At 72.8% G+C, this 25272-nt stretch carries 16 protein-coding genes; 9 read left to right on the top strand and 7 right to left on the bottom strand.

Features of this window, described 5'->3' with window-relative positions; genetic code table 11:
• Positions 1 to 4: 4 nt before the first annotated feature.
• Positions 5 to 745 carry a TetR/AcrR family transcriptional regulator gene (locus tag ACVW00_RS20225; protein ID WP_457112691.1) on the bottom strand — a complete coding sequence of 247 codons (741 nt, stop codon included), beginning with the start codon at positions 743 to 745 and terminating at the stop codon, positions 5 to 7.
• Positions 746 to 853: 108 nt separating this feature from the next.
• On the opposite strand from ACVW00_RS20225, the gene ACVW00_RS20220 reads away from it, so the two are divergent.
• Positions 854 to 3055, top strand: a complete 2202-nt coding sequence (locus ACVW00_RS20220) for an MMPL family transporter (protein ID WP_457112690.1) — start codon at positions 854 to 856, stop codon at positions 3053 to 3055.
• On the opposite strand, the gene ACVW00_RS20215 is transcribed toward ACVW00_RS20220, so the two are convergent.
• On the bottom strand, positions 3025 to 4830 hold the full coding sequence (locus tag ACVW00_RS20215) for a CocE/NonD family hydrolase (protein WP_457112689.1): 1806 nt from the start codon (positions 4828 to 4830) through the stop codon (positions 3025 to 3027). The genes ACVW00_RS20220 and ACVW00_RS20215 overlap by 31 nt on opposite strands.
• A 107-nt stretch (positions 4831 to 4937) precedes the next feature.
• Here ACVW00_RS20215 and ACVW00_RS20210 point away from each other — a divergent pair, with 107 nt between their 5' ends.
• From ACVW00_RS20210 to recD, 8 genes are read left to right on the top strand one after another with little or no spacing between them, the layout of a single operon-like run.
• On the top strand, positions 4938 to 5993 hold the full coding sequence (locus tag ACVW00_RS20210) for a CE1758 family FMN-dependent luciferase-like monooxygenase (protein WP_457112688.1): 1056 nt from the start codon (positions 4938 to 4940) through the stop codon (positions 5991 to 5993).
• Positions 5990 to 6637 carry a CE1759 family FMN reductase gene (locus tag ACVW00_RS20205; RefSeq protein WP_457112687.1) on the top strand — a complete coding sequence of 216 codons (648 nt, stop codon included), beginning with the start codon at positions 5990 to 5992 and terminating at the stop codon, positions 6635 to 6637. Before ACVW00_RS20210 ends, ACVW00_RS20205 begins: the two co-directional genes overlap by 4 nt.
• A 31-nt stretch (positions 6638 to 6668) precedes the next feature.
• Entirely contained in the window at positions 6669 to 7175 is a 507-nt protein-coding gene (locus tag ACVW00_RS20200; RefSeq protein WP_457112686.1) for a general stress protein, read from the top strand.
• Positions 7176 to 7235: 60 nt separating this feature from the next.
• Positions 7236 to 9278 (top strand): exodeoxyribonuclease V subunit gamma, encoded by a 2043-nt coding sequence (locus tag ACVW00_RS20195; protein ID WP_457112685.1) that lies wholly within the window; start codon positions 7236 to 7238, stop codon positions 9276 to 9278.
• Positions 9163 to 10209: a hypothetical protein gene (locus tag ACVW00_RS20190; protein ID WP_457112684.1), complete on the top strand. Its 1047-nt coding sequence runs from the start codon at positions 9163 to 9165 to the stop codon at positions 10207 to 10209. The genes ACVW00_RS20195 and ACVW00_RS20190 overlap by 116 nt, the downstream gene beginning before the upstream one ends.
• Before the next feature lie 37 nt (positions 10210 to 10246).
• The gene (locus tag ACVW00_RS20185) at positions 10247 to 10549 is read left to right on the top strand and encodes a hypothetical protein (protein WP_457112683.1); all 303 of its coding nucleotides are present in this window, start codon (positions 10247 to 10249) and stop codon (positions 10547 to 10549) included.
• Positions 10546 to 13848, top strand: a complete 3303-nt coding sequence (locus ACVW00_RS20180) for a UvrD-helicase domain-containing protein (protein ID WP_457112682.1) — start codon at positions 10546 to 10548, stop codon at positions 13846 to 13848. The genes ACVW00_RS20185 and ACVW00_RS20180 overlap by 4 nt, the downstream gene beginning before the upstream one ends.
• A complete protein-coding gene (gene recD / locus ACVW00_RS20175; RefSeq protein WP_457112681.1) occupies positions 13845 to 15662 on the top strand; it encodes an exodeoxyribonuclease V subunit alpha in 1818 nt (605 codons plus the stop codon). The genes ACVW00_RS20180 and recD overlap by 4 nt, the downstream gene beginning before the upstream one ends.
• A 146-nt stretch (positions 15663 to 15808) precedes the next feature.
• On the opposite strand, the gene ACVW00_RS20170 is transcribed toward recD, so the two are convergent.
• The 5 genes from ACVW00_RS20170 to ACVW00_RS20150 form a co-directional block, all read right to left on the bottom strand.
• Positions 15809 to 17905, bottom strand: coding sequence for an elongation factor G-like protein EF-G2 (locus tag ACVW00_RS20170; RefSeq protein ID WP_457112680.1), 2097 nt, complete (start codon positions 17903 to 17905; stop codon positions 15809 to 15811).
• Positions 17862 to 19718, bottom strand: a complete 1857-nt coding sequence (gene treZ / locus ACVW00_RS20165; RefSeq protein WP_457112679.1) for a malto-oligosyltrehalose trehalohydrolase — start codon at positions 19716 to 19718, stop codon at positions 17862 to 17864. Before treZ ends, ACVW00_RS20170 begins: the two co-directional genes overlap by 44 nt.
• Positions 19718 to 22090 carry a malto-oligosyltrehalose synthase gene (gene treY / locus ACVW00_RS20160; protein ID WP_457112678.1) on the bottom strand — a complete coding sequence of 791 codons (2373 nt, stop codon included), beginning with the start codon at positions 22088 to 22090 and terminating at the stop codon, positions 19718 to 19720. Before treY ends, treZ begins: the two co-directional genes overlap by 1 nt.
• Positions 22087 to 24252 carry a glycogen debranching protein GlgX gene (gene glgX, locus ACVW00_RS20155; protein WP_457112677.1) on the bottom strand — a complete coding sequence of 722 codons (2166 nt, stop codon included), beginning with the start codon at positions 24250 to 24252 and terminating at the stop codon, positions 22087 to 22089. The genes treY and glgX overlap by 4 nt, the downstream gene beginning before the upstream one ends.
• 70 nt (positions 24253 to 24322) lie before the next feature.
• The gene (locus tag ACVW00_RS20150; protein ID WP_457112676.1) at positions 24323 to 25243 is read right to left on the bottom strand and encodes a M15 family metallopeptidase; all 921 of its coding nucleotides are present in this window, start codon (positions 25241 to 25243) and stop codon (positions 24323 to 24325) included.
• Positions 25244 to 25272 lie beyond the last annotated feature (29 nt).

Here is a 25272-nt window from a genome sequence, read left to right as displayed (position 1 = left end):
CCGCTCAGCTCTGCGTGAGCAGCCCGTCGACCAACGCGCGCAGCCGCGGGAGGTCCTCGACGAGACCGAGCGGACCGGCCTGGTCCTCGATCATTGCGCGGAAGAGGTGCGCCTCCTCGACGATGCGCGGGTCGATGTGCCGGAAGACCTCGAGCGTGACGGTGCCGTAGAGCCGTGACCAGGCCCGCTCGAGCACCCAGATCAGGCCCCGCACGTCATCGGGTACGCCGGTCAGGTCGGCCGGCACCCGGGGGTCGCGCAGGATCTCGGCGAGCCCGGGGTCGAGGTCGTCGAGCCGCGGGATCGGGAACTGCCGCTGCGCCCAGAGCTCGAAGAGCAGCCCCGAGAAGATCATCCCGGTCGACTCCGATCCCGCGAGCTCGTCGAGGCAGTCCACGTCGACGTTGGTGAAGACCAGGCTGAACTCGTGGCGGTTGGCCAGCGCCCAGGCGCGGAACTCGACGGCCGCGGCGATGAGGCGTGCGGCCGGGTCGTCGTCCGGCTGGGCGCCCGCGGCAGCCTCGATCCGCTCGGCCACGTCCGCGTCGATCGCGATCGCGACGATCCTGACCAGCTCCTCGTGGCTGGGCGCGTAGCGGTAGAGGGCCGGCGCGGTCATGCCGAGCTCGCGCGCGACGGCGCGCAGCGTCACCTGGCCGTCGCTGACCAGCAGCCCGCGGGCCGCCGCGACGATCCGGGAGGCGGTCGCCGCGTGGGCCTCGGTGCGGCTGGGTGCCTGGGTCATCGGTCCTCCGGGGCCGGGCGAGAAAGAAATTCGGGAAAACGGGCTTGACGAAACCTAGTTTACACCGTTTACAGTAAACGGTGTAAACCACAGACGCCAGGAGCCGACATGCTGAACCGCTGGACCACCATCCTCCTCGACCGTGCCCGTGTCGTCCTCGCCCTGGCCATCGTCGCCACGATCGCGGCCGCGACGTACGGGCTCGGTGTCTTCGACTCGCTGGGGCAGGGCGGCTTCGACGACCCCCACACCGACGCGTCCCGGGAGCTCGCCCGCGAGCAGGCCGTCTTCGGCAACAAGAGCGTCGACGTGGTGGCGATCTACCGGAGCAGGACGATGACCGCCGACGACCCGGCGTTCGAGCGCGAGGTGCAGCAGACGCTGGCCGGCATCCCGAAGGGCACCGCCACGTCGGTGATCACCGCCTGGGACACCAAGGACCCCGCGATGATCAGCACCGACAAGCACGCGGTCCAGGTGCTGGTCTCGCTGGCCGGCAAGGGCCAGGCCGAGCAGGCCGACAACGTCGACCCGGTGATGAAGGCCCTGAAGGACACCAGCCTGCAGACCGACATCGCCGGCCCGTGGGCGGTCTACAAGGGTGTGAACACCACCGTGAGCGAGGACCTCGCGCGCGCCGAGACGTACTCGCTGCCGATCGTGCTGATCCTCTCGCTGCTCATCTTCGGCAGCCTGGTCGCGGCGTCGATGCCGGTGATGGTCGGCGCGCTGTCGGTGATCGGAGGGCTCGCCGTGGTCCGGCTGATCACCAACGTCACCGAGGTGTCGGTCTTCTCGATCAACGTGATCTCGCTGCTGGGCATGGGCCTGGCGATCGACTACGCCCTGTTCGTGATCAGCCGCTACCGCGAGGAGCTGGCGAAGCTCCCCGCCGACGATCCGGGCGCACCACGTGCCGCGATGACGGTGACGATGAGGACGGCGGGACGCACGGTGCTGTTCTCCGGCCTGACCGTGGCGGCGGCCATGTCCGCGCTGCTGGTGTTCCCGCAGAACTTCCTGCGCAGCCTCGGGTACGGCGGCATCGCGGCCGTGCTGGTCGGCGTGATGACCGCGCTGACGGTGCTGCCCGCCGTGCTGCTCCTGCTGGGCCGCCGGATCGACGCGGGCCGGCTCCCGTGGCGGCGTGGCCGTGCGGTGAGCGTCGACACCGAGCACGGCACCTGGGCCCGGCTCGCGCACGCGGTGATGCGCCGGCCGGTCGTCGTGATGGTCGTGATCGTCGCCGGCCTGCTGCTGGTCGCGTCGCCCTTCCTCGGCGTGAAGTGGGGCTCGGTGGACTACCGGGTCCTGCCGTCGCACCAGCCGGCGTACCAGGCCTCGGTCAAGCTCAACCACGACTTCGGGGAGGAGCGGTCGTCGGCCAACCTGCTCCTCGAGACGACCGACCAGCAGGAGGTCGGCGCCTACGTCGCGCGGGTGAAGGCGGTCCCGGGCTTGGAGGACGTCCGGACGGTCGACGGCGCGAGCGGCGTCACGCTGCTCCGAGCCAGCTGGGCCGGCAACAGCCAGACCGGGGCCTCGCAGGACGTCGTGAAGCAGATCCGTGCGGTGCCCGGGCCCGGTGGTGATCACGTGCTCGTCGGCGGGCTGAGCGCCGACACCGTTGACCTGCTCGGCTCGATCAAGAGCCACCTGCCGTGGATGGCGGGGATCATCGTCGCGGTGATGATGCTGCTGCTGTTCCTCGCCTTCGGGTCCCTGGTGCTGCCGCTCAAGGCCGTGGTGATGAACCTGCTCTCGATCAGCGCGTCGTTCGGCGCGATCACCTGGATCTTCGCCGACGGCCACCTCGAGCGGCTCCTGGGCTACACCTCCACCGGGTTCCTGGACGCCACGCAGCCGATCTTCATGCTGGCGATCCTGGTGGGCCTGTCGATGGACTACGAGGTGTTCTTGCTCAGCCGCGTGCGCGAGCAGTGGGACCGGAGCGCCGGCTCGGGCGTGGCCGCCCACCAGCGGAACACCGACGCCGTTGCGGTCGGACTGCAGAAGACCGGCCGGATCATCACGTCCGCAGCGCTCCTCCTGGCGGTCGTCATCGGTGCGTTCTCGACCAGCGGCATCGTGTTCATGAAGATGATCGGCGTCGGCATGCTGGTGGCGCTGCTGGTCGACGCGACCATCGTCCGTGCCCTGCTCGTGCCGGCGACGATGAAGCTGCTCGGCCGGTGGAACTGGTGGGCACCACGACCGCTGCTCCGCTTCTGGGACCGCTTCGGCATCCGCGAGGTCGAGGACCCGGCCCTGCCGGAGCCTCAGCCGACGGCGGGCAGGGTGAGCGTCTGAGCGGCGCCGCCGTTGATGGTCACCAGGTTCGCCAGCTGGCCGCCCCGGTAGTTGATCGACCCACCGGCGACCACCAGGCGGATCTGGTGCCCGGCCGCGAACTGGTGCGCGATCGCCGGCATCGTCACCGTGAACGGCTTGGTCACGTCCGGCACGCGGACCGGTGCGGTCAGCTGCCGGATGTCGGTGACGGTGCCGTCGGGGGCGACGTCCTGCATCCGGACGAAGACCACGAGCATGCCGGCCGGACCGGCCAGCTGCGAGACCGCGGCGAGGGGCGCGTCCACCTTCACGGTGAGCCGCGGTGACCCCACGACGGCGAGCGGCGCGGTGAGCGACGCGGAGTTCCACGCCGCGAACGTGCCGGGCACGTCCTGCTCGGGCAGCGGGGCCGGCAGGTAGCTGGCGACGGCGTCGAGCGGGTTGGTCGAGGTGGGCGCACCGGCCGGCGGGGTGAGGAACGTCTGCCCGCCGGACAGCAGCGGCTTGGCGGCGCTCAGCTGGGTGCCGTCGAGGTAGAAGGTCCGGGGTGCACCCACCGGGAAGCTCTTCGCGGTGGCGAACGCCGGCGCGGCGTTGCCGGTGTAGGGCACCCAGTCGCGGAAGTACGCGAACTCCGGGCCGGTGTCGGCGTCCACGCCCTTCAGGTAGCGGTCGAACCAGGCGGCGACCCGGCCGGTCTCGTACTGCGTGTTCCGGTCCGGGTTGGTCAGGTCGAGCTCGCCGGGCGCAGGCGTGCCGTGCGAGTGGCCCCACGAGTGCCAGATCATCTTCACGGTGGTGCCCTGGGCCTTCAGCGCCTGGTACGTCGCGACGGCCTCGTTGAGGTTGAACAGCGTGTCGAACTCGCCCTGGGCGAGCAGGACCGGGACCTTCACCTGCGGCAGGTAGGTCGCCACGGACGCGTGCCGGAGGTGGGCGACCGTGGAGTCGTCGACGTAGCCGGTCGTGCCGGCGAAGGCCAGGCCCGGGCACACCCAGTCGGCGAAGTTCGGGCACGGGAGGAGCCGTCCGGGATCGGTCTGCGCCCCCTCGAGGCCGTCGAGGACGCCGATGGCCGAGAAGCCTGCCGCCCAGAACAGCTTGGCGGCGCCGGAGGTCGCCGTGCTCACGCCGGTGGTCTGGTCGGTGTTGTTCGGTCCGAGCGAGTAGCTCAGGTCGTTCCAGGTGATCATCGGCACGATCGTGTCGACCCGCGCGTCGCGCCCCGCGGTGGCGAACTGGATCTCGCCGCCGTACGAGCCGCCGATCATGCCGACCCGCGGGTCGTCGGCCCGGTGCACGCCGGCGTGGTCCTTCGGGTCGAGCTGGACGACGTCGAGCGCCGCGCTGGGCTGGGTGTGCTCGGCGTCGAGGTAGGCGACACCCGGGTCGCCGCCGAGGTAGCCGACCAGGTCGCTCGCCGCCGCGCCGTCCGTGTCGGGGTCGTCGAGGGTGATCTTGCAGCTCGAGCCGCCGAAGCCCAGGCCTGAGTAGGAGAGCACCACGTAGCCGTTCGAGGCGAAGTAGCGCGCCAGGCCGGCCTGGTCGTCCTTCGAGCCGCCGAAGCCGTTGGTGGTGAGGATCGCGGGCACCCGGCTGGCGCTGGTCGCGGCGTTCGGCGTGTAGAGGTCGCCGACGACGTCGCACGCGCCCTCCGGGCCCGCGCCGACCTTGAAGTGCAGCGTCTGCACCGTGTAGACGGGGTCGGCGCCGGCTGGCGCGGCCACGGTGACGCCGCCCAGGGAGACGGCGGCCAGGGCGAGGGTGGTGAGCGCGGTCACAGGTCGTCGCATGGCCGATAAACGAGGCGGGGAGCGGCTTGGTTACGTGCCGGTAACCCACGGAATGCCCTGTGCACCAGAGTGGTTGAACAATCAACGAGCAACGACCGGAGGACCCCATGGAGTACGGCATCTTCACCGTCGGTGACGTCACCACCGATCCGACCAACGGACGCACGCCGTCCGAGCACGAGCGGATCAAGTCAGTGGTGGCGGTCGCGCTGAAGGCGGAGGAGATCGGGCTCGACGTGTTCGCGACCGGCGAGCACCACAACCCGCCGTTCGCCGCGCCCGCGAACCCGCCGGTCCTGCTCGCGCACCTCGCCGCGAAGACCGAGCGGATCAAGCTGTCGACGTCGACGACGCTGATCACCACCAACGACCCGGTACGGATCGCGGAGGACTACGCCTACCTCCAGCACCTGGCCGACGGCCGGATGGACCTGATGCTCGGCCGCGGCAACACCGGCCCGGTCTACCCGTGGTTCGGCAAGGACATCCGTGACGGCATCGCGCTCGCCGTCGAGAACTACGCGCTGCTGCACCGGCTCTGGCGCGAGGAGGACGTCGACTGGGAGGGCAGGTTCCGGACGCCGCTGCAGGGGTTCACCTCCACTCCGCGCCCGCTCGACGGCAACCCCCCGTTCGTCTGGCACGGCTCCATCCGCAGTCCCGAGATCGCCGAGCAGGCGGCGTACTACGGCGACGGGTTCTTCTCCAACCACATCTTCTGGCCGCCCGAGCACACCGCCCGGATGATCGCGCTCTACCGCGCGCGGTTCGAGCACTACGGCCACGGCAGGGCGGAGGACGCGATCGTCGGCCTCGGCGGCCAGGTCTACCTGGCGAAGAACAGCCAGGACGCGATCCGGGAGTTCCGGCCGTACTTCGACGAGGCCCCGGTCTACGGCCACGGCCCGTCCCTGGAGGAGTACATGGCGTCCACGCCGCTCAGCGTCGGCTCCCCCGAGCAGGTGCTCGAGAAGACACTCGGCTTCCGCGAGTACGCCGGCGACTACCGCCGGCAGCTGTTCGTCGTCGACCACTCCGGGCTGCCGCTGGACACGGTGATGCACCAGCTGGACCTGCTCGGTGACCTGGTCGCCGAGCTCCGCAAGCACGACCCGGCCACCCCGGTGGTCGAGCCTGTCGAGACCGAGGAGATCCACGCATGACCCGCCGGATCGCCGTCGTCACCGCCGGCCTGAGCGACCCTTCCTCGACCCGGCTGCTGGCGGATCTGCTGGCGAGGGCGACCACCGAGGCGCTCGGCGCCTCGGTGGTCGACCCGGTCGAGGTCGGGACGATCGAGCTGCGCCCGCTCGCGCACGCGCTCGCCGACCGGCTGCTCACCGGCTTCGCCACCGGCGAGCTGGCGAAGGCCGAGGAGGCCGTCGCCCAGGCGGACGCGGTGATCGCGGTGACCCCGGTCTTCAGCGCGTCGTACTCAGGTCTGTTCAAGACCTTCTTCGACGTCCTCGAGCCGGGCGCCCTCGACGGCACCCCCGTCCTGGTCGCCGCCACCGCGGGCAGCGCGCGCCACAGCCTCGTGCTCGACCACGCCCTCCGTCCGCTGTTCGGCTACCTGCACGCCGTCGTCGTCCCCACCGGCGTCTTCGCCGCGAGCGAGGACTGGGGCGCCGCCAGCGCGTCCGGCTCCCTGACCCGGCGGATCGAGCGTGCCGCGGCCGAGCTCGCCGCCCTCGTCGCGGCTCGCGAGCCGGCGACCCGGCCCGACCCTTCGACTCGGCTCAGGACAAGCAAGTTCGACCGCGACCTCGCGGCGATGGGCGACTTCGAGAACCTGCTCAACGGCTGACCCTTCGGAGCCGACCGGCACAATGGACGGCATGGCCACCCCACAGCCCCGCACGACCGCAGGTCTCGACCTGGAGTTCCCGCAGTCGCTGGCGGTCTACGAGAAGTACGCGGAAGCCCAGAAAGCGGTCGATTTCCTCAGCGACCACGAGTTCCCGGTGCAGAACTGCATGATCGTCGGCACCGAGCTCAAGCAGGTCGAGCGGATCACCGGCCGCCTCACCAACGGCCGGGTGGCAGCTGCCGGCGCGCTGTCCGGCCTCTGGCTCGGGCTCTTCGTGGGCCTGATCTTCTCGTTCTTCGGCAAGGACTCGACCTCCGGCCTGGCGATGATCCTCTCGACCGCGGTTCTGGGCGCGGCCTTCGGTGCGATCTGGGGACTGGTCGGCTACCTCGCGACCCGCGGCCAGCGCGACTTCTCCTCGGTGTCGGCCGTCGTGGCGACGCGCTACGAGGTGCTCGTCGAGCACAAGCACCTCGCCGCCGCCCAGGAGCTGCTCCGGCAGCTGCCCGGGGCGCTCCCGAACCCGTTCGCCTGAGGGACGGCACTGGTGCAGCCGAACGGCAAACGTGTCGTCGGCCGCCACTAATGTGACCGCGTGGTGTTCGAGGTGCATCGAGCGGGTCGAGCCGACCTGCTCGCGGAAGGGCTGGCGCAGCTGCTGCGCAACCCCTTGCCCGACCCCTTCGCCCGCGAGCTGGTCATCGTCCCGGCCCGGGGCGTCGAGCGCTGGCTCTCCCAGCGGCTGTCCCACCGGCTGGGCCCGAGCGAGGGGGGCGACGACGGTGTCTGCGCGGGGGTCGACTTCCAGCCGCCCGCGAGCCTGGTCGCCGAGCTGACCGGCACCCGCGACGCAGACCCGTGGACTCCCGACGCGCTCGTGTGGCCGCTCGTCCACGTGGTCGACGCCTCGGCCGGCGAGGCCTGGTGTCGCACCCTGTCGGAGCACCTCGGCCACGGTCGCGAGGGCGAGGAGCTGGAGCTGCGCCAGGGCAGGAGGTACTCCGTCGCCCGGCGCCTGGCCAGGCTGTTCGCGTCGTACGCCGTGCAGCGACCGGGTCTCCTTGCCGACTGGGAGGCCGGGCGCGACACCGACGGGGTCCCGACCACCACCGGGGGGCTGGATCCCGACCTGCTCTGGCAGCCCGAGCTGTGGCGCCGGCTCGTCGCACACCTCGGTGTCCCCTCGCCGAGCTCACGGCACGCCGCGGTGCTCGAGCGGCTCCGCACGCAGCCCGCTGCCTTCGAGCTGCCGCCGCGGCTGTCCCTGTTCGGGCACACCCGCATCCCGGCGACCGAGATCGAGCTGATCGAGGCGCTCGCCGAGCACCGTGACGTGCACCTCTGGCTCCCGCACCCATCGCCCGCCCTGTGGGAGGCGCTGCGCGACCTGCGCGGACCGGTCGCGCGCACCGACGACGACTCGCACCTGCGGGTCGGGCACCCGCTGCTGGCGTCGCTGGGCCGCGACCTGCGCGAGCTCCAGCGGATCCTGGTCGCGCCCGGCTCGACCACCGGACAGGTGAGCGGCGCCGCGGGCGTCGAGGGGGCCACTCCCGGCACGCTGCTGCGGCAGCTCCAGGCCGACATCGCGGCCAACGCCCTTCCCGGTCAGCCGCGCCCGCTCGACCCGGGCGACCACAGCATCAGCGTCCACGCCTGCCACGGCCCGGCGCGGCAGGTCGAGGTGCTCCGCGAAGTCCTGGTCGGGCTGCTCGCCGAGGACCCGACGCTCGAGCCGCGCGACATCCTCGTCATGTGCCCCGACATCGAGGCCTACGCCCCGCTGGTGTCCGCGGCCTTCGGCCTCGGCGACGGCCACCCGGGCCAGCACCTCCGCGTCCGGCTCGCCGACCGCGCGCTCACCCAGACCAACCCGCTGCTCGGGGTCGCGATGCAGCTGCTCGACCTCGCGGGTGGTCGGGCCGAGGCGAGCAAGGTGCTCGACCTGCTCACCCTCGAGCCGGTCCGCCGCCGGTTCGGGCTCTCCGAGGACCACCTCGAGCGGATCAACCACTGGGTCGAGCTGGCCGGGGTCCGGTGGGCCTTCGACGCGGCGCACCGCGAGGCGTTCGCGCTGTCGGGCATCGTGCAGAACACCTGGCAGTTCGGCCTCGACCGGATCCTCGCCGGCGCCGCCGTCTCCGAGGACTCCGGTCGCTGGTTCGGCACGACGCTGCCGCTGGACGACGTGTCCAGCACCGACATCGACCTCGCCGGCCGGCTCGCCGAGTGCCTCGACCGGCTCCAGCGCAGCAGCGACGCGCTCACCGGCGCCCACCCGGTCGAGCACTGGGTCGAGACGCTGGCCGACGCGATCGGCGGCCTCACGCTGGTCGCCCGCGGCGACGAGTGGCAGACCGGGCAGGTCCAGCGCGAGCTCGCGGCGATCGGTGCGGCTGCCGGTGACGGGACGCTCCTGCGCCTTGCCGACGTCCGCGCGCTCCTGGAGGAGCGCTTCGGCGGCCCGACCGACGCGCGCCAACTTCCGCACCGGGTCGCTGACCATCTGCACGATGACGCCGATGCGCTCCGTGCCGCACCGCGTGGTCGCGCTCCTCGGCCTCGACGACGGGGTCTTCCCCCGAGCCGGGGCGGTCGACGGCGACGACGTGCTCGCGCGGCGGCCGCTGACCGGTGAGCGCGACCCGCGCAGCGAGGACCGCCAGCTGATGCTCGACGCGGTGCTGGCCGCGTCCGAGCGGCTGGTGATCACCTACACCGGTGCCAACGAGTCCACGGGGCAGCGCCGGCCGCCCGCCGTGCCCCTCAAGGAGCTGCTCGACACGCTCGACCGCACCGCCATCGGCGCGGCGGCGCACGCCGAACGCCGGCAGCCGCTGCAGCCCTTCGACCCGCTCAACTTCGCCGGTCCGCAACCCTTCTCCTTCGATCAGGCCGCACTCGCCGGCGCGCGGGCCGCGACCCGCGAGCGGGTCGCGCCGGAGCGGCTCGCCGACCTGCACCTGCCGCCGGCCACCGGCGACGTCGACCTGGCGCTGCTCACGTCCTTCCTCTGCCGCCCGGTGCAGCACTTCCTGCGCCACCGCCTCGAGGTCTCGCTGCTCGACGAGTCCGAGCCGGAGCCGGACGCGATCCCGGTCGAGCTGGACAACCTCGAGCAGTGGTCGGTCGGTGACCGGCTGCTCTCGGACCTGCTCGCCGGCCGGAGCCGCGACGACGCGCTGGCGCTGGAGTGGCGCCGCGGGCTGCTGCCGCCCGGGCAGCTGGGCTGGCGCCGCGCCCAGCAGATCGCCGACGACGCTGCGCCGGTCGCCGAGCTCGTGGAGGCGTTCACCGCCGGGATGCCGATGCGTGCGGTCGACGTCGACGTGGATCTCGGTGGTGGCCGGCGGCTCGTCGGGACCGTGACCGACGTCTACGACCGCCGTGTCGTCCGCGCCGGTTACTCGCGCCTCGGCCCGCGCCACGAGCTCGAGGCGTGGGTCGCCGTGGTCGCGCTCGAGGCGGGCCCACCCCGGTCGTGGCTGGAGCTCGGGTGCAGTCGGCCGCGGCGGCCGCGGCGAGGCGCCGATCCGCGCTGCGTTCTCCTCTCCCGAGCACGCGGCTGAGAGGCTCGCCGACCTGGTCGCGCTCCATGACGCCGGCATGAGCGGGCCACTGCCGCTCCCGCTGAAGACCGGCCACGCGTGGGCCAGGCGTCGGCTTGCCGGGGCCGGCGACTCCGCCTGCCGGTACGCCGCCGAGCAGGAGTGGGACCCGCGCAGCTCCCGGTTCCCGGGCGAGAACGCCGACGCAGCGCACCGGTTCGTCTGGGGCGAGCACGCGCCGCTCGGCGTACTCCTCGGCGCTCCGCTGGCGGGCGAGGAGCACGCCGGTGAGAGCACGCGCCTCGGCTCCCTGGCGATGCGGCTGTGGGCGCCGATCCTGCAGTCGGTGGTACGCCGATGATCGAGCCGTTCGACATCCTGGCCGACCTCCCGACCGGCACCACCATGCTCGAGGCGAGCGCCGGCACCGGCAAGACCTACGCGATCGGCGCCCTCGTCACCCGCTACATCGCCGAGGACGTCGCCGACCTCGACCAGATGCTGGTGCTCACCTTCGGCCGGGCTGCCAGCCAGGAGCTGCGCGAGCGCGTGCGCGCCCAGCTCGTCGAGGCGGAGGCAGCCCTCGCCGATCCGCAGACGGCGCTGGCCCGTGGTGGCCTGCTCGCCCACCTCGCCGCGCTTCCCGACCTCGACGGTGTCCGCCGCCGGCTCGGGGCTGCGCTCGCGTCGTACGACTCCGCGACGATCGCCACCATCCACCAGTTCTGCCAGGTGGTGCTGAGGTCGCTCGGCGTGGCCGGTGACACCGACTCGCGCGCCGAGCTGGTCGAGGACCTCTCCGACCTGGTCACCGAGGTGGTCGACGACCTCTACCTCGCCCGCTTCGTGGGCTCCGCGTCCCCACCCTTCGGTCGGGAGCAGGCGCTCACCGTCGCCCGGGCCGCGCTGGGCGACCCGCAGGCGGAGCCGGTCGCCACCGGCAGTGGCGAGACCGCCGCACTGCGCCTGGAGTTCGCCCGTGACGTGATCGGCGAGGTCGAGCGCCGCAAGCGCCGCCTCGGCATCCTCAGCTACGACGACCTGCTCAGCCGCCTCGCGACCGCGCTCGAGGAGCCCGACTCGCCCGCGCGCGACCGGATGCGGTCGCGCTGGAGGGTGGTCCTGGTCGACGAGTTCCAGGACACCGACCCGGTGCAGTGGGCCGTGCTGGACCGCGCGTTCAGCGGGCACGCCACGATGGTGCTGATCGGCGACCCGAAGCAGGCGATCTACGCCTTCCGTGGCGGTGACATCGCGAGCTACCTGGCCGCGCGCGACACGGCCGGCACGATGCGCACGCTCGCCACGAACCACCGGAGCGACGCGCCGCTGGTCGAGGCGCTCCAGGTCCTCACCCGCGGGGTCGAGCTCGGGGACCCCCGGATCGTGGTCCACGAGGTCGGTGCGGCTCATCAGGGCCGGCGCATCTCAGGCGCGCCGACGTCCGCGCCGGTGCGGTTGCGGCGCATCGACGGCGAGGCGCTCGGGGCCAACGACAAGGGCCAGGTCGGCATCGGCAGGCTGCGTGGGCACATCGCCCAGGACCTCGCCGCCGACGTCGCGGCGCTCCTCTCGGCGAAGCCCGAGCACGACGGCCGCCCGCTCGTCGCGGGTGACGTCGCGATCCTGATGAGCAGCGTCAAGCCGACCCAGGTCGACCCGTTCCGGGCGGCGCTTGCCGAGCGCGGGATCGCGTCGGTCATCACCAGCGGCAGCAGCGTGCTGCTCAGCCAGGCCGCGTCCGACTGGCAGGCACTGCTCGAGGCGATGGAGCGGCCGTCGACCACGCGGCGGATCCGGGCTCTCGGCCTGACCGCGTTCGGCGGGTGGAGCGCCGCCGAGCTCGCCCTCGGCGGTGACGACGCGACCGACGAGCTCGGCGACGCCGTGCGTGGGTGGCTCGACCTGTTCCGCAGCCGCGGGATCGCCGCCGTGCACGAGGCGATCGTCGCCGGCGGGCTCGACGCCCGGGTCCTCTCCAGGCCCGACGGCGAGCGCCTGCTGACCGACCTCGACCACCTCGCCCAGGTCCTGCACGAAGTGGCCCGTCGCGACCGTCTCGGGCTCCCGGCCCTGCTGGCGTGGCTGCGCGCCGAGCGCGTCGTCGCCGAGCGGAGCTCAGAGCGCACCCGCCGCCTCGACACCGACGCCGCGGCCGTCCAGATCCTCACGATCCACGGCAGCAAGGGCCTGCAGTACCCCGTGGTGTACCTGCCGCTGGCCTTCAACTACTCGGCGCCGCCCGACACCGACGAGGTGCTGTTCCACACCGACCTGGGGCGGCGCTGCCTCGACGTCGGCGGTGGCCCGTCGGCCGACACCAGGGCGCGAGGGCGTGCAGAGCGCTGTGCCGAGGAGCTCCGGCTCACGTACGTCGCCCTGACCCGCGCCCAGTCCCAGGTGGTGACCTGGTGGGGGCCCAGCGCCCGCGCCTGCGACTCCGGGCTGACCAGGTTGCTGCTCGGGCGCGTCGCCGGGGAGTCCCGGGTGCCGGGCTCGGTGCCGCTGCCACCCGCGGCGGAGGTCGACGCACGGCTCTCGGCGTGGGCCGCCGCCGGCGCCTTCGAGCTCGAGGCGTCGGTGCCCGACGCACGCGTCGAACGGGTGCCGCTCGAGCCGCCGCCCGCACTCACGGTGCGCACCCTCGACCGCAGCATCGACGAGACGTGGCGCCGCACGTCGTACTCCGGGTTGATCCGGGTCGAGGAGCAGGCCACCGCGCTCACCGCCGAGAGCGAGCCGGAGGTGGAGGGCACCATCGACGAGCCGGGAGCCGATGACGGTGAGACGCCGGCCCCCGGCCCGGGTCGGCCGCAGACCGACCTCCCCAGCCCGATGGCAGATCTCCCGGCCGGAGCGACCTTCGGCTCGCTCGTCCACGGCGTCCTCGAGCACGTCGACCCCCAGGCCGCCGACCTGCCGGCCGAGCTGCTCGCCCGAGTGCGCGAGCAGCAGCAGTGGTGGTCGGTGGACGCCTCGGCGGAGGCGATCGCGACGGCGCTCCTGCCGATGCAGGCCACCTCCCTCGGTCCACTGGCGGGAGGACTCCGGCTGGTCGACGTCGGACGCGACGACCGGCTGTGCGAGCTGGACTTCGAGATCCCGCTGGCCGGCGGCGACCTGCGGCACGCGCCGCCCGAGGTCCGGCTGGCCGACCTCGCCGGCGTGCTCCGGCGGCACCTCGATCCGGCCGACCCGATGCGCGCCTACGCCGACCAGCTGGAGTCGCCCGCGCTCGGCGACCAGCTGTTGCGCGGCTACCTCAGCGGTTCGATCGACGTGGTGCTGCGGGTGCCGGGGCCCGAGGGACACCGCTACGTCGTGGTCGACTACAAGACCAACCTGCTCGGCGACCGGGGTGCGGCAGTGACTGCCTGGGACTACCGGCCGGAGGCGCTGACCGCGGCGATGCTGCATTCGCACTACCCGCTGCAGGCGCTGCTCTACTCGGTCGTCGTGCACCGCTACCTGCGCTGGCGACAGCCGGGCTACGACCCGGAGCGGCACCTCGGCGGGATCCTCTACCTCTACGTCCGCGGCATGTGCGGCCCCGAGACCCCGGAGTTCGACGGGCAGCCCTGCGGTGTGTTCGCCTGGCGGCCGCCCGTGGCGATGATCGAGGACCTGTCGGGCCTGCTCGACGCGGAGCTGGTCCGATGACCGCGGACCGGGTGACCGCCCCCTGGGCCGACGCGCACGACCGTCGCCGTGCCGTCGGCGCGACCGGGCTGCTGCGGACCTTCAACGAATCCGGGATCCTCGAGGCGGCAGACGTCCACGTCGCCCAGCGGCTGGGACGGCTCGCGGGCGAGGAGTCGCCCGCGGTGCTGCTGGCCACGGCGCTCACTGTGCGGGCGGTGCGCCGCGGCTCGATCTGCCTCGACCCGCGCACGATCGCCGATCTTCCCCTGGACGAGGCCCCGTCGGCGGCCCCCGACGGCGAGCTGCCGTGGCCGGACCCCGAGACCTGGCTGGAGGCGATCGGTGCCAGCCCGCTGGTGACGACGCAGGTCCTGCGCCTCGACCAGGACCTGCTCTACCTCGACCGCTACTGGCGCGAGGAGGTGCAGGTCTGCGACGACCTGCTCGGCCGGTTCGGCCTGCGGCCCCCGGAGGTCGACGAGGAGGTCCTGGAGGCCGGGCTCGCGCGGATCTTCCCGGGCGACGGCTACGCCGAGCAGCGCGGTGCCGCCCGGGCCGCTGCGCGGCAGTGGACCACGGTGCTCACCGGCGGCCCGGGCACCGGCAAGACGACCACGGTCGCCGGCGTACTCGCGCTGGTGGCCGAGCAGCACGAGCTCGCCACCGGTGACCGCCCGCGGATCGCGCTCGCCGCGCCGACCGGCAAGGCCGCGGCACGGTTGCAGTCCGCGGTCCAGGAGGCGATCGGCCGCTTCGACCCGGCAGATCGCGAGCGCCTGGCCGGAGTCCGGGCCGTCACCGTGCACTCGCTGCTCGGCTCGCGGATGCCGCGCACCAGCGTGCGCTTCCGCCACAACCGCAACCACCGGCTGCCCTACGACGTGGTCGTCGTCGACGAGGGCTCGATGCTGGCGCTGTCCCTGGCGGCCCGGCTGCTGGAGGCGCTCCGGCCGCAGACCCGGTTGCTGCTCGTCGGCGACGCCGACCAGCTCTCGTCCGTCGACGCGGGTGCCGTGCTGGCCGACCTCGTCGCGGGGCTCGCCGAGCGTGCCGACTCCCCGGTGACCCGGCTGGTCACCACGCACCGCTACGGCGCGGGCATCGATGCCCTGGCCCAGGCGCTCCGCGATGCCGACGCCGATCGGGTGGTCGAGGTGCTCCGCGGCGAGGGCACTGGAGTCGTCTGGATCGACCCCGAGGACGAGGAGGCGATGGCCGCGCTCCGCGCCGACCTCCACCGCCGCGCGGTCGACCTCCTCGACACGGCTCGGCGCGGCACCGCCGCCGACGCGGTCGCGGCCCTCGACCGGCACCGGCTGCTGTGTGCGCACCGCGAGGGACCGTACGGCGTCACCGGCTGGAACCGCGAGATCGAGCGGCTGCTGGCCGAGGGCGGCGAGGGCTACGTCTACCAGGAGTGGTACGCCGGCCGGCCGGTGCTGGTCACCACCAACGACCGGCTCCTCGGGCTCAACAACGGCGACATGGGCGTGACCGTGTTCGGCGAGGGCGCGGACGGCGTCGGGCGGCTCCGGGTGGTGCTCCCCGGACCCGACGGGCTCCAGTCGTTCCCGACCACGCGGATGCCGGCGGTGCAGACCGTCTTCGCGATGACGATCCACAAGAGCCAGGGCAGCCAGGCCGACACCGTGAGCGTCATCCTGCCGCCCGAGGACTCTCCGCTGCTGACCCGCGAGCTGTTCTACACCGCGGTCACGCGCGCCCAGCAGACGGTGCGGGTGGTCGGGTCCGAGGCCGCGGTGCGCGCGGCGGTCTCCCGCGAGGTGCAGCGGGCCACCGGGCTGCGCGCCCGCCTCAGCTCCGCGACGTGACCGACGTGACGCACGGCCACGTCACCCGGCCCCTGGCCGGCTGCGCGACGCCCGGCCGGCGGCTCGCTGAGTTGTCGTCGGTCGACGGCCAACCCCGGGCCGCCTCCCTCCTCCGCCTTGCGAGCCACTCGGCCGGACGCCGCTCGCTACGGCCGAGAGCCGGGCGACGTGACCGTCTTCGCCTGCTCCTCCGGCATCGGCTCGTAGTGGGCGAAGCTGCGGGTGAACGTGCCCGCACCGTGGGTCGACGAGCGCAGGTCGATCGCGTACCTGATCAGCTCGCGCTGCGGCACGTGCGCCCGGACCGTCGTCCGGTCCTCGCCGACCTTGTCGGTGCCGAGCAGCCGGCCGCGCCGGGCCGAGAGGTCGCTCATCACCGCGCCGACGTAGTCGTCGGGCACGATCACCGCGACCTCGTCGTAGGGCTCGAGCATCGAGACCGTCGCGGACTCGGCGGCGTCGCGCAGCGCGAGCGCACCGGCGCTCTGGAAGGCCATGTCCGAGGAGTCCACGCTGTGCGACTTGCCGTCGGTCAGGGTGACCCGCAGGTCGACCACCGGGAAGCCCGCGCGGACGCCGCGTTCCATCTGCGCCCGGACCCCCTTCTCGACGCTCGCGAAGAACTGCCGCGGCACCGCGCCGCCGACGACCTTGTCGAGGAACTCGAACCCGCTGCCCTCGGGGAGCGGCTCGACGGTGATGTCGCAGATCGCGTACTGGCCGTGCCCGCCGGACTGCTTGACGTGGCGGCCGTGCCCGGTGGCCGGTCCGGCGAAGCACTCGCGCAGCGGCACGATCACCTCGCGCTGCTCGACCGAGACGCCGTAGCGCTGCTGGAGCCGTTCCAGGGCCACCTCGCCGTGCGACTCGCCCAGCACCCAGATCACCAGCTGGCCGGTCTCGACGTTGTTCTCCACCCGGAGGCTGGGGTCCTCGGCGGCGAGGCGGGACAGTGCCGACGACAGCTTGTCCTCGTCGGAGCGGGTCGCGGCCTCGATCGCGATCGGCAGCAGCGGCTCGGGCATGTCCCAGGGCCGCAGCACCAGCGGCCGGTCGACGTTGGACAGCGTGTCGCCGGTCTCCGCGCGGGAGAGCCGCCCGATCGTGGCGATGTCGCCGGCGACGACCCGGGTCGCCGGCACGTTCTGCGCGCCGAACGGATGCGCCAGTACGCCGATCCGCTCGTCCTCGTCGTGGTCCTCGTGCCCGACCACGTCGGTGAAGAACGCGGAGAAGTGCCCCGACACGTGCACCGGCACGTCGGGGTCGAGGGTGCCGGAGAACACCCGGACGAGGCTGACGCGCCCGACGTACGGGTCGCTGGCCGTCTTCACGACCTCGGCCACCAGCGGGCCGGACGGATCGCAGCTGATGCCCTCGACCGGCTTCCCCTCCGGGGTGTACACCTCCGGCGCCACGTGCTCCTGCGGTGACGGGAAGGCGCGCACGCACAGGTCGATCAGCTCGCCGAGCCCGACCCCGGTGGTGGCGCAGACCGGGATCACCGGGAAGAACCCGGCTCGCGCGATCGCCTTCTCCAGGTCGTCGATCAGCACGTCCTCGTCGATCTTCTCGCCGGCGAGGTAGCGATCCATCAGCGACTCGTCCTCGGACTCCTCGATCACGCCCTCGATCAGCTCGCCGCGCCGCGGGTCGTCGCCCCCGGAATGAGACGCAGCGCCGGTGATCAGCCCGAGCAGCCGATCGCCCTCGTGCAGGTACACCGGCAGCACCTTGTCGCCGAAGGCCGCCTGGGCCGCTCGCACGACGCCGTCGGTGTCGGCGCGGGCGTGGTCGAGCTTGGTGACGACCACGGCGCGGGGCATCCCGACGGCGCTGCACTCGCGCCACAGCTGGCGGGTCCCGTCGTCGACGCCCTCGTTGGCACCCAGCACGAAGAGCGCGCAGTCGGCGGCGCGGAGGCCGGCGCGGAGCTCGCCGACGAAGTCGGCGTACCCCGGGGTGTCGATCAGGTTGACCTTGGTGCCGGCGTGGACCAGGGGCGCGACGGCGAGCGAGCTGGAGCGCTGGTGGGTGCGCTCAGAGTCCTCGGTGTCGCACACGGTGGTCCCGTCGACGACCGAACCGGCGCGGGGGATGGCGCCCGAGTGGGCGAGGAGGGCCTCGACGAGCGAGGTCTTGCCTGACTGCGTGGGCCCGACCAGGACGACGTTGCGGATCCGGTCGGGCCCGGTCGCCTCAAGGTCGTGGTCGGAGCCCTTTCGTGCGTGCTTCTCGGCCATGGGTCCAACCAACTCCGGTCGGCGCCGGTGCGCAAGGCCCCCGCGACAGCCGCTGGACGAGTGCGCCGCCGTGCGACGGGAGCACCAGCACGTCGTCGCGCAGCTGCGGCCCGTTCGGCGTACCGAACAGCAGGCGGGCCGGTGCGTCGACCGGCACCTGACCCGCGTCGTCACCGAAGTTGACGGCGACGACGACGTCGTCACGGGACAGCACGAAGAGCCGGCGCTCCTCGTCGACCGTGCAGGAGACGGAGCCGAACCACGGATCGGTCAGCGCCGGGACCGTGCGGCGCAGCGTCAGCAGCTGCCGGTACGCCGTGAGCACGACGGCGTGGTCTCCCGCGGCCGCCTCGGACCAGTCCAGCCGGGAGCGCCTGAAGGTCTCCGGGTCCTGAGGGTCCGGCACGACGGCGGGGTCCCAGCCCATCCGCTCGAACTCGGCCAGCCGACCCTCAGCCGTGGCCCGGCCGAGCTCCGGCTCCGGGTGGGAGGTGAAGAACTGGAACGGCGAGCTCGCCGCCCACTCCTCGCCCTGGAAGAGCATCGGCGTGAACGGGCCGGCCAGGGTGAGCAGGGCGGCGCAGACGAGCTGGTCGACGTCGAGGTGCCCGGGCGACGGGTCCGAGAGCCGGTCGCCGCGGGCCCGGTTGCCGACCTGGTCGTGGTTCTGGCTGCAGACGACCAGCCGCCAGGTCGGCATCGCCACGGTGTCGACCGGCGCGCCGTGGTCGCGACTCCGGAAGCTCGACCAGGTGCCGTCGTGGAAGAAGCCGCTCTCGCACACCTTCGCCAGCGCCGAGAGCGGTGCGAAGTCCCCGTAGTAGCCGCTGGTCTCGCCGGTCAGTGCCACGTGCACGGCGTGGTGGAAGTCGTCGCTCCACTGGGCGTCCAGGCCGAACCCGCGCGCCTCCCGCGGCGTGACCAGCTGGGTGTCGTTGAGGTCGGACTCCGCGATCAGGGTGAGCGGGCGGCGCTGGTGTGCCGACAGCGCCGCGACCTCGACCGCGAGCTCCTCGAGGAGGTGCACGGGCGACTCGTCGACAAGTGCGTGCACCGCGTCGAGCCGGAGCCCGTCGACGTGGAAGTCCTCCAGCCACATCAGCGCGTTGTCCAGGACGTACCGGCGCACCTCGTGCGACCCGTCGCCGTCGAGGTTGACCAGCGAGCCCCAGGTGTTCGCGCCCTCCGCCTTGAGGTACGGACCGAACTCCGGCAGGTAGTTCCCCGACGGTCCCAGGTGGTTGTAGACGACGTCCTGGACCACACCGAGGCCGGCCGCGTGGGCGGCGTCGACGAACCGCTGGTACGCCGCCGGCCCGCCGTAGGCCTCGTGGACCGCCGACCACAGGACGCCGTCGTAGCCCCAGTTGTGGACGCCGTTGAAGGCGTTGACCGGCATCAGCTCGACCAGGTCGACGCCCAGCTCGACCAGGTGGCCGAGGCGCTCGGTCGCCGCGTCCAGGGTGCCCTCCGTCGTGAAGGTCCCGACGTGCAGCTCGTAGAGCACCGACCCCGCGAGCTGGCGGCCGGTCCAGGACCGGTCGGTCCACGCGAAGGCGGTGGGGTCGAACGTCCGCGAGCGTGCGTGCACGCCGTGCGGCTGGCGGCGGGAGCGCGGGTCGGGCAACGGGTCCTCGCGGTCGTCGAGGAGGTACCCGTAGTCGACCTCGCCGGCCGGCGTCGCGCCGTCAGGGGTCCACCAGCCGTCGTCGATCCGCACCATGGCGACGACCTCGTCCCCGACGCTGAGCCGGACCCGCTCGCAGCGCGGCGCCCAGACATCGAACCGGCCGCGGTCCCGATGCCGGGCCATCACTCCGCCCGGGTCAGCAGGGCGACCGGCAACCGGCGCAACACCAGCTCGAGCGGCGCCGCGCCCTCGAACGGGCGGTCCTCCGGAGCGAGCAGGTTGCGCCAGCGGCCGGCCGGGAGCGGCAGGGTGGTGTCCGCCCAGCCGCCTGCCCGCGCGAGCCCGACCGGCAGCCGCGTGCCGACGGTCACCGCACCGCCGCGGTCGAAGGCCAGCACGTGCGCCGCTGCCGGTCCGGTCGCGGCCAGGCCGGCGTACCGGTCGAAGAGGTCGGGTCGGTCGCGCCTGAGGCGGAGCGCGGCCCTGAGCACCCAGAGCTTGGCCAGGCCGGTGTCGGAGGCGCTCGACGGACGCGACGGTGTGCCGGTCCCGGCGAGCGCGTCGAGCAGCGCCCGGCGCCGGTCGAAGTCCACGGGTCGCCGGTTGTCGGGATCGACCAGGCTCTGCTCCCACAGCTCGCTGCCCTGGTAGACGTCGCACACACCCGGCGCGGTGGCCGCGACGAGCTTGGCCACGAGCGCGTTGCTCCAGCCGGGGGCGACCACCTGGTCGAGGAGCTCGGCAAGGATGGCGCGCACCGCCGGATCGTCGAACGCCGCGTCCACCGCCTCGTGCACCGCCTTCTCGTACGTCGGGTCGGGCTCCGTCCAGGTCGTGCGGACCGCCGCCTCGCGCATCGCCTTCTCGGCGTACGCGTGCAACCGGGGGCGCAGGTCGGGCACCGGGTCACCGTAGGGAGAGGCCGGCCATGCGCCCACGATCGCCTGCCACAGCAGCGAACCGAAGACCGGGTCCGGCAACGGCGCGCGTGCGAGCAGGCCCTCGAGTGCCTCCTCCCAGACCCCCGGCAGCTCCGCGAGCACGGTGATCCGGGCGCGGACGTCCTCACCGCGCTTCGTGTCGTGGGTCGACAGCGCGGTCATCGCGGCGGGTCGGCGCTGCTGGCGCTCCGCCATCGCCCGGTGGAAGTCCTCGGGTCGCACCGCGAACCACGAGGGGTCGCCGCCCACCTCGTTGAGCGAGGTGAGCCGAGGGTGCCGGTAGAACGCACAGTCCTCGACACCCTTGGCCATCACCATCCCGCTGGTCTGCTGGAACCGGGCGGCCGCAGGGTGTGCTGCGTCGCCGAGCTCCTCGGCGATCGCGCCGATGGCCGCGGCCAGGTCCGGACGGGCGGTCCGCGCCCGCTGGACGGCCGTCTCCAGGTGCTCGCGGCCGTCGGGGAGGTAGGACCGGTAGACCGGGAAGCAGGCCAGCAGCTCGGCGACCGCGGCCTCTGCCGCCGCCTCTCCGACACCGGTCCCATCGCGCAGCTCGCGCACGATGCGCCGCGTCTCGGAGCGCAGGATGCCGGTCGCGACCTCGAGCTTGCGGTCGTGCTCCTCGCGGTCCCAGTCGGCAGGTTCACCACGCAGCCGGCTGTCGAGCGCGGTCAGCGGCTCCTCGCCGGCAGGGTCTACGAGCACGCGGTCGATCAGCGCCAGGGCGTCGTACCCGGTGGTGCCGGCCGTGGCCCACGTGTCCGGGAGCTCCTCGTCCGCGGCGAGGATCTTCTCGACCACGACGTAGGGCCGGCCGGTCAGCCCGGCGAGCCCGTCGAGGTAGCCCTTCGGGTCGCGGAGGCCGTCGGGATGATCCACACGGAGGCCGTCGACGAGGCTCTCGCGCAGCCAGCGCCCGATCTCGGTGTGGGTCGCAGCGAAGACGTCCGGGTCCTCGACGCGGACCGCCGCCAGCGTGCTCACTGCGAAGAACCTGCGGTAGTTGAGGTCCGCGTCGGCCCGGCGCCAGCTGATCAGCTCGTAGTGCTGCCGGGCGTGCACCGCACTGGCGTCCACGCCGTTCCTGCCCAGGTCGTCCGCCGTGCCCGCAGCGATGGGGAACCGGTGGTCGTGGTAGCGAAGCTCACCGCCGACCACCTCCAGGTGCGCGATGGCGCCGTCGTCGTCGGGCAGGTCCTCGTCGGCGAGTACCGGGATGCGCAGCCGCCCGTTGCCGAACGCCCAGTCGACGTCGAACGCCCGGGCACGGACCGACTCGGGACCGTGCTCGAGGACGTCCCACCACCAGTGGTTCTCGGCCGGCGTGGCCACGCCGACGTGGTTCGGGACGATGTCGACGAGCACGCCCATCCCGAGTCGACGCGCCTCGGCCGACAGCGCCTCGAGGCCCTCGGCACCCCCGCGCGCCTGGTCGACGTGGTCGAACGCGACGACGTCGTACCCGTGCGCGCTCCCCGGCTCGGCCGCCAGCAGGGGCGAGAGGTAGACCCAGTCGACGCCGAGATCATCGAGGTAAGGAAGCTGCCGGGTCGCCTCGACCAGGTCGAACGCGTCGGTGATCTGGAGGCGGTAGGTGCTGGTCGGCGCTCTCACGCGAGTCCTTCGGAGACGGGTGTCAGCGACGCTGCCACCGACGGGTCGGCGTCCTCGTCGCGGAGGTCGCGCCCCTCGCGCAGCACCAGGGTCGAGCGCTTCTCGAGGACGAGCGTGTCGCCGGCGACCAGCGACCGCTCCTCGTCCACGACCCCGCCGGTGTTGACCACGATGTTCCACGCAGCGCAGTAGTCGAGCGGAGGCAGGGTCACCTCCAGCCGGTCGCCGACGTTGAAGAACAGCAGGAAGTGGTCGTCGACGATGCGCTCCCCGCGCGGGTCGACCCCTTCGATGCCGCGTCCGTTCAGGTACATGCCCAGCGCGGTGCCGCCGGCGTCCCAGTCCTCGTCCGCCATGGCGCGGCCGTCGGGGTGCAGCCAGACGATGTCGTCGAGACGCTCCCCGTCGCGCACCGCCGTGCCGGTGAAGAACCGCCTGCGCCGGAACGTCGGGTGCTCCCGGCGCAGCCGGACGAGGGCAGCGGTGTAGTCGATCAGCGTCCGGTCGGCCTGGTCCCAGTGCACCCACGAGATCTCGGAGTCCTGCGCGTAGCCGTTGTTGTTCCCACCCTGGCTGCGACCGAGCTCGTCACCGTGCAGCAGCATCGGCACGCCCTGGCTCAGCAGCAGCGTCGCAAGCAGGTTGCGCTGGTCGCGCGAGCGCAGCGCGAGCACCTCCGCGTCGTCCGTCGGACCCTCGACGCCGTGGTTCCAGGACCGGTTGTGGCTCTCGCCGTCCTTGTTGTCCTCGCCGTTCGCCTCGTTGTGCTTCTGCTCGTAGGAGACCAGGTCGCGCAGCGTGAAGCCGTCGTGGGCGGTGACGAAGTTGATGCTCGCGAACGGGCGCCGCCCGGAGTTCTCGTAGAGATCGGCCGATCCCGCGAGCCGGGTCGCGACCTCGCCCAGCCTCGGCTCACCCCTCCAGAAGTCGCGGACGGTGTCGCGGTACGCGCCGTTCCACTCGGTCCACTGCGGCGGGAAGTTGCCGACCTGGTAGCCACCGGGGCCGATGTCCCACGGCTCCGCGATCAGCTTCACCCGGCTGACCACGGGGTCCTGCTGCACCATCTCGAAGAAGGTGGCCAGCCGGTCGACCTCGTAGAACTCGCGCGCGAGCGTTGCCGCGAGGTCGAACCGGAAGCCGTCGACGTGCATCTCGGAGACCCAGTAGCGCAGCGAGTCCATGATCAGCTGCAGGGAGTGCGGGTGCCGCACGTTCAGCGAGTTGCCGGTGCCCGTGTAGTCCAGGTAGTACTGCGGGTCGTCGTCGACCAGCCGGTAGTACGCCGGGTTGTCGATGCCCTTGAAGCTGAGCGTCGGCCCGAGGTGGTTGCCCTCGGCCGTGTGGTTGTAGACCACGTCGAGGATCACCTCGATCCCGGCGGCGTGCAGCGCCTTCACCATGCCCTTGAACTCCGCGACCTGCAGCCCGGCACTCTCCGAGGCGGTCGAGGCGTACGCCTCGTGCGGTGCGAAGAAGCCGAGGGTGTTGTAGCCCCAGTAGTTGCGCAGGCCCTTCTCGAGCAGCGTCTGGTCCTGGGCGAACTGGTGGACCGGCATCAGCTCGACCGCCGTGACACCGAGGCGGAGCAGGTGGTCGAGGACGGCGGGGTGGGCGAGGCCGGCGTACGTGCCGCGGAGCTGCTCGGGGACGTCCGGGTGCAGGAAGGTCAGGCCCTTGACGTGCGCCTCGTAGACGACGGTGTCGGCGTACGGCACCTCGAGCCGGCGGTCGCCCTCCCAGTCGAAGTACGGATCGGTGACGACGCCGTGCAGCATGTGCGCCGCGGAGTCGTCGTCGTTGCGGGACTCGGGATCGCCGAACCGGTAGCCGAACAGTGACTCGTCCCAGTCGATCTCCCCGGTCGTGGCACGGGCGTAGGGGTCGAGGAGCAGCTTTGCCGGGTTGCAGCGCAGGCCCTGGGCCGGGTCCCACGGGCCGTGCACGCGGAATCCGTAGCGCTGGCCGGGACGCACGGCCGGCAGGTAGCAGTGCCAGACGTAGGCGTCGACCTCCGTCAGCGGGACGCGCTGCTCGGCCCCGTCGTCGTCGAACAGGCACAGGTCGACGCCCTCGGCTACCTCGCTGAACAGGGCGAAATTCGTCCCCACACCGTCGAATGACGCGCCCAGCGGGTACGGCTTGCCGGGCCAGGTGTTCACGCAGCTCCTCGGGTGTCGTGCGACCGGGCGATCGCCACGCCTGTTACCCGCTCCGGGGCGCTGCGATGCGTCAGGTCCCGTTGGCCGAGAAGTGCTGCAGGTCCTTGAGCGAGTGCCAGCTGCCGCCCCAGCCCCAGCCGACGGCAGTGAACGCCCGGACGACGGGGCCGCCGGGGAGGATCATCCCGGGTCGCACCCGGCCGCGGTCGCGGTAGGCGCTCGCCAGCTCGGGGAGCACCAGGTCGCCCTTGAGGTAGGGGTTCTGGAAGGGGTTGACGTCGACCGCGAGCCCGTACGCGTGCTGGCTGTACGTCGTCGCGCCCCGCACCGCGCGACAGTTGAACGCGCTGGTGTCGTTGCCGTCGCCCGTCGGGGGCGCGGTCTGCTCGGCCTTCGGGGTGATCCGCATCTCCTCGATCGGGAACCTCGCGTCGTAGAGGTCGTGGAAGACCTTCACGACGTCGGTCGCGGCGCTCCGGTTCACGAGCAGCTCGCCGGTGTGCCGGGCACCGTCGAACCCGCGGAAGGTGAGCCGCACCCAGGACAGGTCCTTCGCGGCCACCGGGCAGCCTGCAGCCCAGGTCGACCGTGCCAGCACCGCCGCGGGTGCGGGAGTCGCGACCCGGGACGCGAAGCTCGTCCCCGGCAGCGCCGGGATCGAGTCGGGCAGCGTGAAGCGGCGGTCGCGCAGCTCCGGCGGGGTCGGCTGGATCTCGCCGAAGCCCGCGGGCGTGACCGGGAGCGGACGGGTGCCGAGCCAGGACGGCGGGACCGTGCCGAGCGCCGGCACGGCGGTCGGAGTGCTGCTGGGGGTCGAGCCTGTCGAGACCCCGCCACCCCCGGTGGTCGAGCCGCTCCCGGTGGTCGAGCCGGTCGAGACCCCGCTCCCGGTGGTCGAGCCGGTCGACACCCCGCCCGGCGCCGCGGCGGGCGTCCCACCGCACGCGGCCACGGCCAGCAGCAGCATCATCCCGGCCACCGACGTACGCATGGGTCGACTGTAGGTGCGCCCTGTCTGCA

Source organism: Marmoricola sp. URHA0025 HA25 (assembly GCF_054059435.1).
The sequence above is the reverse complement of the archived record's forward strand: the minus strand, read 5'-3'. Positions and strand labels throughout refer to the sequence as shown.

Bases quoted from the DNA above. Each gene is read 5' to 3' on its own strand.
- ACVW00_RS20185 (WP_457112683.1), top strand. From the start codon at position 10,247: ATGAGCGGGCCACTGCCGCTCCCGCTGAAGACCGGCCACGCGTGGGCC.
- ACVW00_RS20205 (WP_457112687.1), top strand. From the start codon at position 5,990: ATGACCCGCCGGATCGCCGTCGTCACCGCCGGCCTGAGCGACCCTTCC.
- ACVW00_RS20210 (WP_457112688.1), top strand. From the start codon at position 4,938: ATGGAGTACGGCATCTTCACCGTCGGTGACGTCACCACCGATCCGACC.
- ACVW00_RS20225 (WP_457112691.1), bottom strand. From the start codon at position 745: ATGACCCAGGCACCCAGCCGCACCGAGGCCCACGCGGCGACCGCCTCC.
- ACVW00_RS20180 (WP_457112682.1), top strand. From the start codon at position 10,546: ATGATCGAGCCGTTCGACATCCTGGCCGACCTCCCGACCGGCACCACC.
- ACVW00_RS20170 (WP_457112680.1), bottom strand. From the start codon at position 17,905: ATGGCCGAGAAGCACGCACGAAAGGGCTCCGACCACGACCTTGAGGCG.
- ACVW00_RS20150 (WP_457112676.1), bottom strand. From the start codon at position 25,243: ATGCGTACGTCGGTGGCCGGGATGATGCTGCTGCTGGCCGTGGCCGCG.
- treZ (WP_457112679.1), bottom strand. From the start codon at position 19,718: ATGGCCCGGCATCGGGACCGCGGCCGGTTCGATGTCTGGGCGCCGCGC.
- ACVW00_RS20220 (WP_457112690.1), top strand. From the start codon at position 854: ATGCTGAACCGCTGGACCACCATCCTCCTCGACCGTGCCCGTGTCGTC.
- ACVW00_RS20200 (WP_457112686.1), top strand. From the start codon at position 6,669: ATGGCCACCCCACAGCCCCGCACGACCGCAGGTCTCGACCTGGAGTTC.
- ACVW00_RS20215 (WP_457112689.1), bottom strand. From the start codon at position 4,830: ATGCGACGACCTGTGACCGCGCTCACCACCCTCGCCCTGGCCGCCGTC.
- recD (WP_457112681.1), top strand. From the start codon at position 13,845: ATGACCGCGGACCGGGTGACCGCCCCCTGGGCCGACGCGCACGACCGT.
- ACVW00_RS20190 (WP_457112684.1), top strand. From the start codon at position 9,163: ATGCGCTCCGTGCCGCACCGCGTGGTCGCGCTCCTCGGCCTCGACGAC.